Here is a 9,498-nt window from a genome sequence, read left to right as displayed (position 1 = left end):
TCCAGCTTGCCCCCTCAGTCGCTCCGCGACAGCTCCCCCGCAATGCGGGGGAGCATCTGTTTGGCTGGCCTTGCCGCCAACCCTCTGCTATCCCCCACGCCATGAGTTCCGTTCGGAAGATTTCGCGAATTATCCGCCCGGCGTGACGCCGCCGGACGATCCTGCAGCGCGCGCCGGGTTCTCACGCCCTCTTCCGACCCCTTTCAAAGCCGGACCTTTTTCCATGGCCGACGACGCCACGACCGCCCGCGACTATCGCGAAACCGTCTTCCTGCCCGACACCCCGTTCCCGATGCGCGGCGGCCTGCCCAAGAAGGAGCCCGAGATCCTGGAGGGCTGGGCCGCGCTCTCCGACAAGGGCCTGTACGGCGCGATCCGCGCCAAGCGCCAGGCCGACGGCGCGCCGCTGTTCGTGCTGCACGACGGCCCGCCCTACGCCAACGGGGCCATCCACATCGGCCACGCCCTGAACAAGACGCTGAAGGACTTCGTGGTCCGCTCGCGCTTCGCTCTCGGCTACGACGTCGATTACGTGCCGGGCTGGGACTGCCACGGTCTGCCGATCGAGTGGAAGATCGAGGAAGAGTTCCGCGCCAAGGGTCGCCGCAAGGACGAGGTCCCGGCCGAGGAGTTCCGCACCCGCTGCCGCGAATACGCCGGCGGCTGGATCGAGGCCCAGAAGACCGAGTTCCAGCGCTTGGGTGTGCTGGGCGATTGGTGGAACCGCTACGCCACCATGGACTTCTCGTCCGAGGCCACGATCGTCGCCGAGTTCCACAAGTTCGCCGCCTCGGGCCAGCTCTATCGCGGCTCCAAGCCGGTGATGTGGAGCCCGGTCGAGCGCACGGCCCTGGCCGAGGCCGAGATCGAGTATCACGACCACGTCTCGCCGACGATCTGGGTCAAGTTCCCGGTCGTCGAGGGCTCGGACGCCGCCACCGGGGCCAGCGTGGTGATCTGGACCACCACGCCCTGGACCATCCCGGCCAACCGCGCGGTCTCGTACAATCCCGACGTCGCCTACGCGGCCTATGAGGTCGTGGCGCTTGAGGAGAACCTCGAGTTCGCGCCCTGGTCGGCGCCGGGCGACCGCCTGGTCATCGCCGAGAAGCTGGCCGACGACGTGATGAAGGCGGCCAAGGTCGCCAGCTTCAAGAAGCTGGAAAGCGTCGACTGCGAAGGCATGGTGCTGGCCCATCCGCTGGCCGCGCTGGACACTCACTACGGCTTCGCCGTGCCGATGCTGGCCGGCGACCACGTGACCGACGACGCGGGCACGGGCTTCGTCCACACCGCGCCCGGCCACGGCGCCGACGACTACAATGTCTGGCTGGCCCACGGTCATCGCGAGATCCCCGACACCGTCGATCCGGACGGGGCCTACTACCCGCACGTCCCGCTGTTCGGCGGCCTGAAGGTGCTGGAGACCGAAGGCAAGAAGGTCGGCAAGTTCGGTCCCGCCAACGGCGCGGTGATGGACAAGCTGATCGAGGCCGGCGCCCTGCTGGCCCGCGGCCGAGTCGAGCACAGCTATCCGCACAGCTGGCGCTCGAAGGCCCCGGTGATCTTCCGCAACACCCCGCAGTGGTTCATCCGCATGGACCATGCCGATGAGAGCGGCCAGACCCTGCGCGAGAAGGCCCTGAAAGCCATCGCCGACACCGCCTTCCACCCCGATGCCGGCCGCAACCGCATCGGCTCGATGGTCGAGGGCCGTCCCGACTGGCTGGTCAGCCGCCAGCGCGCCTGGGGCACGCCGCTGGCGATGTTCGTCGACAAGCACACCGGTCATCCGCTGATGGACCCGGAGGTCAACAGCCGCATCCTGGCCGCCATCCGCGAGGGCGGGGCCGACGCCTGGTTCAAGCGCCCCGACGCCGACTTCCTGGGCCATCACGACCCGGCCCTCTACGAGAAGGTCGGCGACATCCTCGACGTGTGGTTCGACTCGGGCTGCACCCACGCCTTCACGATCGAGGGCCGCAAGGACAGCCACTGGCCGGCCGACCTCTATCTGGAAGGCTCCGACCAGCACCGCGGCTGGTTCCAGTCGTCCCTGCTGGAAGGCTGCGGCACCCGCGGCCGCGCGCCCTACAAGGCGGTTCTCACCCACGGGTTCACCCAGGACGAGAACGGCGAGAAGATGTCCAAGTCCAAGGGCAACACCGTCGAGCCGCAGACCATCACCAAGGAAAGCGGCGCCGAGATCCTGCGGCTGTGGGCGGCGATGGTCGACTATTCCGAGGACCAGCGGATCGGCAAGACGATCCTGGCCACCACCACCGACGCCTATCGCAAGCTGCGCAACACCACGCGCTACCTGCTGGGCGCCCTGGCGGGCTTCACGGAAGAGGAGCGGGTCACCGACTACGCCGACTTCCCGCCGCTGGAAAAGTACATCCTGCATCGCCTGTGGGAGCTGGATCGCGACGTCCGCGCCGCTTACGAAAGCTATCGCTTCAGCGACGTGACCCGGCCGCTGATCGAGTTCTGCCAGGGGGATCTCTCGACCCTGTTCTTCGACATCCGCAAGGACAGCCTCTATTGCGACGCGCCCATGGCCCTGCGCCGCCGGGCCTATCGCACGGTGCTGGACTATGTGTTTGAGCGCCTGACCATCTGGCTGTCGCCGCTGACCAGCTTCACCATGGAAGAGGCGTGGCAGACGCGCTTCCCCGAGGCCGGCTCCAACAGCCTGCGGGTGATCCCGGAAACGCCGGCCGGGTGGGAAAACCCCGCCGAAGCCGCGCGCTGGGCCAAGGTCGAGACGGTGATGTCGGTGGTCACCGGCGCCCTGGAAGTCGAACGCCGCGAAAAGCGGATCGGCTCGGCTCTGGAGGCCAAACCGATCGTCTTTATTGCGAACAAAGATCTATTTAAAGCCTTCCAAGACTTCAGTCCTCAAGATGTTGCGGACATCTTCCGAACCAGCCAAGTACACGTCTCAGACTGGGTTAGTGAGACAGTATATACTGGGCCGGAGTTTGAGGACCGCAACGGCTTCAAAACCGACGTGCAGGACGTTTGGGTGTTCATTGGGAAACCCGAGGGCCAGAAATGCGCCCGCTCGTGGCGGATCCTGCCCGAGGTGGGAACCGACCCCCGCTATCCGGAGCTTAGCCTTCGCGACGCCGAAGCGGTGGCGTACTGGGACGCGACGCACTGAAACTTCCCTCTCCCATAGGGAGAGGGGTAGGGGTGAGGGGTTACGGGGCTCGACGGCGCGCCGGCACGCCGGCTACCGGTGTAACCCCTCACCTCCCACCGCTGCGCGGCGGGTCCCTCCTCTCCCTATGGGAGAGGTTCAAACGAAGAGCGGCCGACTAGAGTGACGACACCCTTGAACATCACCCGCCTCGGCTGGACCGCCTACGCCGTCGCCGCCGCCACGCTGGTCCTGGACCAGATCTCCAAGCTCTGGGTTCTGAGCCTGCTCGGCCGCGAGCAGGGCGGGTCCGTGCACGTGCTCGGCCCGCTGTACCTGACCATGGTCCATAACTACGGCATGAGCTTCGGCCTGCTGCGGGACAACGACTGGGGCCGCTGGCTGCTGATCGGCTTTTCGATCCTGGTGGTGATCGGCCTGGCCTTCTGGGCGCGTCGGTCGACCAAGCTGTTGCCCGCGTTGGGCATCGGCATGATCATCGGCGCGGCGATCGGCAACAACCTGATCGACCGGGTGATGTACGGCTATGTCGTCGACTTCATCGACGTCTCGCGCCTGAACTTCCCCTGGGTTTTCAACGTCGCCGACTCCGGAATCAACATCGGCGTGGCCCTGCTGCTGATCGACAGCTTCCTCTACGGCGAGAAGAAACTGGCCGAGCAGGCCGAGTAAATTGGGCCGAATGACGCCGCAATCGCGTGGGAGATTGGCGCCCGCGCGAGGATGTCGTATCGAGAGCGTCCGAAATTTGGGCCGGGGGTCGGCCTGCTGGAGCATGGTTTGATGAGTTTCAATCGGGTCGCGACCGTGAGCGCCCTGACCGTCGTGGCCGCGATCGGCCTGGCTGGCTGCACCTCGACCCAGAAGGCTCTGGGGATGAGCAAGGTGGTCCCTGACGAATTCCGCGTCGTGAGCAAGGCCCCGCTGGCCGTGCCGCCGGACTACGCCCTGCGCCCGCCGGCGCCCGGCGAGCCGCGCCCGCAGGAGCTACAACCCGAAAGCGCGGCTCGCGCCGCCCTGATCGGCCAGAGCAACGCCGCCGGCCGTTCGGAAGGCGAAAAGCTGCTGGTCTCGCGCGCCGGGTCCGACAAGGCCGATCCGCTGATCCGCTTTGTCGTCGATGACGAGAACGGCGACCTGGCCCACAAGGACGAGAGCTTCGCCAGCAAGGTGATGTTCTGGAAGAAGGGTCAGCCCAAGGCCGCCAACGTCGCCACCGCCGCCGAATCCGGCGCCAACGCCCCGGTGGAGGTCGACGCCGCCGCCGAGGAGGCTCGCCTGAAGAAGCTGGTCGGCTCGGGCGGCGTGGTCATCAGCCGCGAAAAGAAGACCGGCATCAAGCTGCCGGGCCTCTAGGCCGCGACGACCTACAGAATCAGACGGCCCGGAACCTCGCGGTTCCGGGCCGTTTTCGTTTCAGGGGCGGCCCCTCGGAATGCCCGCGTCGCACGCGAAATCCCTCTCTCTATGAGAGAGGGAGGGGCCCGCCGCCGCGGGCGGCGGGAGGGTGAGAGGTTTCACCCTCACCGGAAAGTCCCGTCAGTTCGTTCCCAGAGTCTCCGACCTCCCCGGCGAAGGCCGGGGCCCAGATCGAACCCGCCAACGACGTCGATCTGATCGAGGCTCAAGGCGCGTCAGCCCCAAACTCTCCAGATGAATCTAGGCCCCGACCTTCGCCGGGGAGGTCGGAGGAAGGGGAGCTTCATTCGGCGAGACCGTAACCACTCACCCTCCCATGCTGCGCATGGGCCCCTCCCTCTCTCTCAGAGAGAGGGATTTTGACGACCCCTTACCCGTCTCCCGGCGTGCGCACCGTGATCCCTCGCGCCCGCAGCTTGTCCAGCACGCCGCTCTCGGCCACCAGGCCGCGCATCGGGAAGACGGCGATCGCGTGGCCGGGGGTCTTGAGCAGGTCGGCCAGGACCTCGACCTCGTCGTCGACCGACTGGCGCTTGACGTCGGCCACGCCGGGCAGCAGCAGCTCGCAACGCTCGGCGCTGCGGGGGCCGGCCAGGGCCGCCTTCACCCGGCCCTGAGCCCAGGCTTCCGCCGCCAGGCGGGGCGCGCCGGGACCGGCCTCGACCGTGTCGAGCGTCTCGGCCAGGCACACCAGGCCGGCCTCGTCGGTGTGCTCGCGGACCAGGGCCTTGATCATCGGCATGGCCTTGTGGACCTGGGCCGGCCGGGACTTGGCCTTGTGCTTGCGCGCCAGGGCCTTGATCGTCTTCTCCGGCTCCATGCCTTGGAGTTCGGCCTTGTGATCGGCCTTGCCGCCCAGCTGCAGGGCGATGATCAGCGGCTTCCAGTCCTTCCAACCATCGGGATCCTTGGGATCCGCCGCCGCCCAGGCGCGCCGCAAGCGGGCCGCCAGGGCCGGCGAGCGTCTGGCCCAGGCGTCGTCGCCCTTCAGCCGCTTGCGCAGCTTCAGCAGGCCGGGAATGTCGGTCAGCCCCGCGCGCCACTCGGTCGGCGTGATCACCGCGAAGGCACCGTCCAGCCGGTGCTCCAGCACCGACTTGTCCCACGCCATGCCCTTGGGCAGGGCGTTTGGCGTGCCGAGCACGTAGATCGTGGTGTCGGCGTCGGTGACGCGCCACCAGGCCGGGCCGGGCAGCTTGGCGCTGACCACCAGGGCCTCGACCACATTGGCCTGCGGATCGTCGATGACCTGGGCGCGCGCGCCGCCAGCCATGACGGCGGCGGCGGCCAGGGCCAGGCCGGCCAGTTTCAAATGCATGGTGTTCCCCGATGTCGCCAGACCTTGACGCGTCGCTGCGGCGAAAGCTTGGCCTTATTCGGGCGCTGTCACGGTGAAGCCCTTGGCGCGCAGGCGGTCCAGCACGCCGTTCTCGGTCAGCAGCGAGCGCAGCTCGATGATGGCCACGGCCTTGCCGGGCTTCTTCAAGGCCGAGGTGATCGCGCCGACGGCGTCGTCCTGGCCGTCCTGGAACTGGCGGGCGATCCAGGGCGTGGAGGCCAGGCACCGCTGATAGCCGCGCTCGGCCGAGACGACCTCGCGCACCTGCCCCTCGGCCCATTGCTCAGCAGTTTCGCGGACGCTGGCCAGGCCGTTCTCGGCCTGCTTGAGGCCGGCGTCCAGGCACAGTTCCTGCAACGGCTGGGGGGCCTCGGCCAGCGACTTGACCATGCCGATCAGGTCGTAGTCGTCCAGCTTCTTGACGCGCGGCGGGGTGGCGACATCCTTGCTCTTGGCGAGGTCGCGGATGCGGTCGGTAAACTGGCCGACGGTGATCGAGACGCCGTCGCCGCCCCGGTCGTTGGCCACGACGAAGCCCGCCAGCGCCGGTTTGAACTTGTCGAATTCGTCCGCCGGTTTGCCCCGGGCCTTCAACTGCTTCTCCAGTCGCGCGCGCAGCTCGGGCGGCAGGGTCTCGCGCATCGGCTGGCCCGTCATGAACTGCTTGCCGCGCCCGGGGATCAGGCCCAGCAGGCTCAGGATCCGCACCTCGGGCTGCTGGCCGATGATCAGCACATTGGCCCCGTTCAGCCGGCGACGCAGCACCGAGTCGTCGAAATCCAGCTTGTCCGGCGCGAAGGCCGGCATGCCCATCACATAGACCGTGGTGTCGCCGTCGGTGACCTTCCACCAGGCCGGGCCCGGCAGGCGGGCGTTGACGATCAGCTCCTCGACCAGATTGGCCTGGCTGTCGACCGGCGTCAGGTCCACGGGTTTGGTCTGGTGGATCGAGACCTCGTTTTTCGCCTGGGCCAGGGCCGAGCCCCCACAAAACAACGAAAGCGCCAGGCCGGCGGCGGCGAAACGGGTCAGGATCACTATGTGTCTTCCTCGAACGGCGGCGGAATCGATCTAGAATGATCGGTCTCCCCTCGTTGGCCGATCGCGGTTCGCTCGGCAACTTAAGGAGTTGCAATGCTTGGCCTCGTCTCCTTCCGGGGACGGGCCAGCCTGCCTTGTGAAAGTCCGCCGATGCCCATCCGTCGCCTGCCGCCCGAGACCGTCAACCGCATCGCCGCTGGCGAGGTGGTCGAACGCCCGGCCAGCGCCATCAAGGAACTGGTCGACAACGCCATCGACGCCGGCGCGACGCGGATCGAGGTCGAGGCGCACGGCGGCGGCCTGACCCGTATTCTGGTGGCCGACGACGGCATGGGGCTTTCCGCCGAAGAATTGCCGGTGGCCATCGAGCGCCACGCCACCTCCAAGCTGGCCCCGGACGAAGACGGCCTCTGGGACCTGCTGCGCATCCACACCATGGGCTTCCGGGGCGAGGCCTTGCCGTCGATCGGCTCGGTGGCGCGGCTGACCATCAGTTCGCGGGCCAAGGGCGCCAGCGACGCCCATTCGATCCTGGTCGAGGGCGGCCAGGTCGGCGACGTCGCCCCCGCCGCCTTCCCCGGCCCGCACGGGGCGCGGATCGAGGTCCGCGACCTGTTCTACGCCACCCCCGCGCGCCTGAAGTTCATGAAGTCCGAGCGGGCCGAAGCCCTGGCGATCACCGAGGAGATCAAGCGCCAGGCCATGGCCAACGAAAGCGTCGGCTTCTCGCTGGACATCGACGGCCGCCGGGTCCTGCGCCTGCCGCCGGAGCATCCGGGTCCCCAGGGTCGCCTCGCCCGCCTTTCGGCCGTGCTGGGCCGCGACTTCCAGGACAACGCCATCGAGATCGACCAGACCCGCGACGGCGTGCGGCTGTCGGGCTTCGCCGGCCTGCCGACCTACAACCGTGGCAACGCCGCCCACCAGTATCTATTCGTCAACGGCCGGCCGGTGCGGGACCGCCTGCTGCAAGGGGCCCTACGCGCGGCCTATGCCGACTTTCTCGCGCGCGACCGTCACCCGACGGCGGCCCTCTACGTCACGCTCGACACCGCCGAGGTCGACGTCAACGTCCATCCGGCCAAGGCCGAGGTGCGGTTCCGCGATCCGGCCCTGGTGCGCGGCCTGATCGTCGGGGCCCTGCGTCACGCCCTGGCCGGCGCCGGCCACCGCGCCTCGACCACCGTCGCCGCCCAGGCCCTGGACAGCATCCGCGCCCAACAGAGCCCGTTCCCGGGGTATCAGCCCAATACCTTCCAAGGGGGCCCGTCACCCGCCGGCTTCTCGGCCTGGCGCGAGGGCGGCTGGACGCCGCCGACCCAGAGGGCGATGGACCTTCCGGGCTTGAACGAAGTGTCCGCTCGCGTTGAACCCAGCTTTGGGGGCGAGCTGGCCGAGGTGGTGCGCGAGGCCTATGCGAACGTGGCGTTCGAGGATCGTCCGACGGCGGACTATCCCTCGGCAAACGCGCCGTTCGACCCGGTCGACTTCCCGCTGGGCGCGGCTCGGGCCCAGGTGCACGAGACCTACATCGTCGCCCAGACCCGCGACGGCATGGTCATCGTCGACCAGCACGCCGCCCACGAGCGCCTGGTCTATGAGCGCATGAAGGGCGAGATGGCCGGCGGCGGCGTGTCCCGCCAGACCCTGCTGCTGCCCGAGGTGGTCGATCTGGACCCCGCCGAGGCCGAGCGTGTTGTCGCTCGCGCCGACGAGCTGGCGTCGCTGGGCCTGGTCATCGAGAGCTTCGGTCCCGGCGCGGTGCTGGTGCGCGAGACCCCGGCCCTGCTGGGCAAGACCGACGCCGCCGCCCTGGTCCGCGACATCGCCGACGACCTGGCCGAGAACGGCCAGGCCCTGGCCCTGAAGGAGCGGCTGGAGGAGGTCTGCTCGACCATGGCCTGCCACGGCAGCGTCCGCGCCGGCCGCCGCCTGAACGGCGCCGAGATGAACGCCCTGCTCCGCGAGATGGAGGCCACGCCCCATTCGGGCCAGTGCAACCACGGCCGGCCGACCTATGTCGAACTGAAGCTGGCCGATATCGAGAAGCTGTTCGGGCGGCGGTAGGCAACCGATCGCGCCGGCGAGGCGTTCGGTCGCGAAGCCTGGAGGTCTCGCCATGGAAATCCACCGCGGTCGCCTGATCGACCACATCCAGCTTCGCGCCCGCGATCTGGAGACGACCAAGCGCTTCTACCGCGCCGTACTGGCGGTGCTGGACGTCCCGGTCAACGAGGACGACACCCACCTGGACGCCGACGAGATCTGGATCGACGCCGGCGAACCGGCCACCCACATCCACCTGGCGTTCCAGGCCAAGGACCAGGAGACGGTGAAGCGGTTCCATGAAGCGGGCCTCGCCGCTGGCGGCGGCGACAACGGCGGGCCGGGCGAGCGGCCCTATCATCCGGGCTATTACGCCGCGTTCCTGTGGGATCCGGACGGCAACAATATCGAGGCCGTCTATCACGGGCCCAGCCAGCGCTCGGCCGACAGCGTGGTCTTCAGTTTCGAGATGCCGAAGGGCTAGGCC

At 68.3% G+C, this 9,498-nt stretch carries 8 protein-coding genes; 6 read left to right on the top strand and 2 right to left on the bottom strand.

The window, feature by feature from the left end:
* Window positions 1-101: 101 nt before the first annotated feature.
* The 4 genes from AC1DSO_RS18525 to AC1DSO_RS18510 all read left to right on the top strand — a co-directional run bounded on the left by AC1DSO_RS18525 (window position 102) and on the right by AC1DSO_RS18510 (window position 4,522).
* Window positions 102-146 carry a hypothetical protein gene (locus tag AC1DSO_RS18525; RefSeq protein WP_181242883.1) on the top strand — a complete coding sequence of 15 codons (45 nt, stop codon included), beginning with the start codon at window positions 102-104 and terminating at the stop codon, window positions 144-146.
* A gap of 77 nt (window positions 147-223) precedes the next feature.
* A complete protein-coding gene (gene ileS, locus AC1DSO_RS18520; protein WP_477070226.1) occupies window positions 224-3,166 on the top strand; it encodes an isoleucine--tRNA ligase in 2,943 nt (980 codons plus the stop codon).
* 174 nt (window positions 3,167-3,340) lie between these two features.
* The gene (gene lspA, locus AC1DSO_RS18515; protein WP_477070228.1) at window positions 3,341-3,838 is read left to right on the top strand and encodes a signal peptidase II; all 498 of its coding nucleotides are present in this window, start codon (window positions 3,341-3,343) and stop codon (window positions 3,836-3,838) included.
* 111 nt (window positions 3,839-3,949) lie between these two features.
* Window positions 3,950-4,522: a DUF3035 domain-containing protein gene (locus AC1DSO_RS18510; RefSeq protein WP_477070225.1), complete on the top strand. Its 573-nt coding sequence runs from the start codon at window positions 3,950-3,952 to the stop codon at window positions 4,520-4,522.
* A gap of 433 nt (window positions 4,523-4,955) precedes the next feature.
* Here the strand turns inward: AC1DSO_RS18510 and AC1DSO_RS18505 are convergent, their stop codons facing one another.
* Window positions 4,956-5,903 carry a TraB/GumN family protein gene (locus AC1DSO_RS18505; RefSeq protein ID WP_477070224.1) on the bottom strand — a complete coding sequence of 316 codons (948 nt, stop codon included), beginning with the start codon at window positions 5,901-5,903 and terminating at the stop codon, window positions 4,956-4,958.
* 54 nt (window positions 5,904-5,957) lie between these two features.
* Window positions 5,958-6,995 carry a TraB/GumN family protein gene (locus AC1DSO_RS18500; protein ID WP_477070227.1) on the bottom strand — a complete coding sequence of 346 codons (1,038 nt, stop codon included), beginning with the start codon at window positions 6,993-6,995 and terminating at the stop codon, window positions 5,958-5,960.
* A 120-nt stretch (window positions 6,996-7,115) separates the two neighbouring features.
* On the opposite strand from AC1DSO_RS18500, the gene mutL reads away from it, so the two are divergent.
* Together mutL and AC1DSO_RS18490 are read left to right on the top strand one after the other, a co-directional pair.
* A complete protein-coding gene (gene mutL / locus AC1DSO_RS18495; protein WP_477070223.1) occupies window positions 7,116-9,032 on the top strand; it encodes a DNA mismatch repair endonuclease MutL in 1,917 nt (638 codons plus the stop codon).
* Window positions 9,033-9,084: 52 nt separating this feature from the next.
* A complete protein-coding gene (locus tag AC1DSO_RS18490; RefSeq protein WP_477070222.1) occupies window positions 9,085-9,495 on the top strand; it encodes a VOC family protein in 411 nt (136 codons plus the stop codon).
* Window positions 9,496-9,498 lie beyond the last annotated feature (3 nt).

The organism is Caulobacter sp. P4_E5 (assembly GCF_056401555.1).
Note: the sequence above shows the minus strand (reverse complement) of the source record. Positions and strands in the feature narration are given on the sequence as shown.

What these genes read in the sequence shown, in the direction of transcription:
- ileS (WP_477070226.1), top strand. Translation starts at nt 224, where the DNA reads ATGGCCGACGACGCCACGACCGCCCGCGACTATCGCGAAACCGTCTTC.
- AC1DSO_RS18510 (WP_477070225.1), top strand. Translation starts at nt 3,950, where the DNA reads ATGAGTTTCAATCGGGTCGCGACCGTGAGCGCCCTGACCGTCGTGGCC.
- AC1DSO_RS18505 (WP_477070224.1), bottom strand. Translation starts at nt 5,903, where the DNA reads ATGCATTTGAAACTGGCCGGCCTGGCCCTGGCCGCCGCCGCCGTCATG.
- mutL (WP_477070223.1), top strand. Translation starts at nt 7,116, where the DNA reads ATGCCCATCCGTCGCCTGCCGCCCGAGACCGTCAACCGCATCGCCGCT.
- AC1DSO_RS18490 (WP_477070222.1), top strand. Translation starts at nt 9,085, where the DNA reads ATGGAAATCCACCGCGGTCGCCTGATCGACCACATCCAGCTTCGCGCC.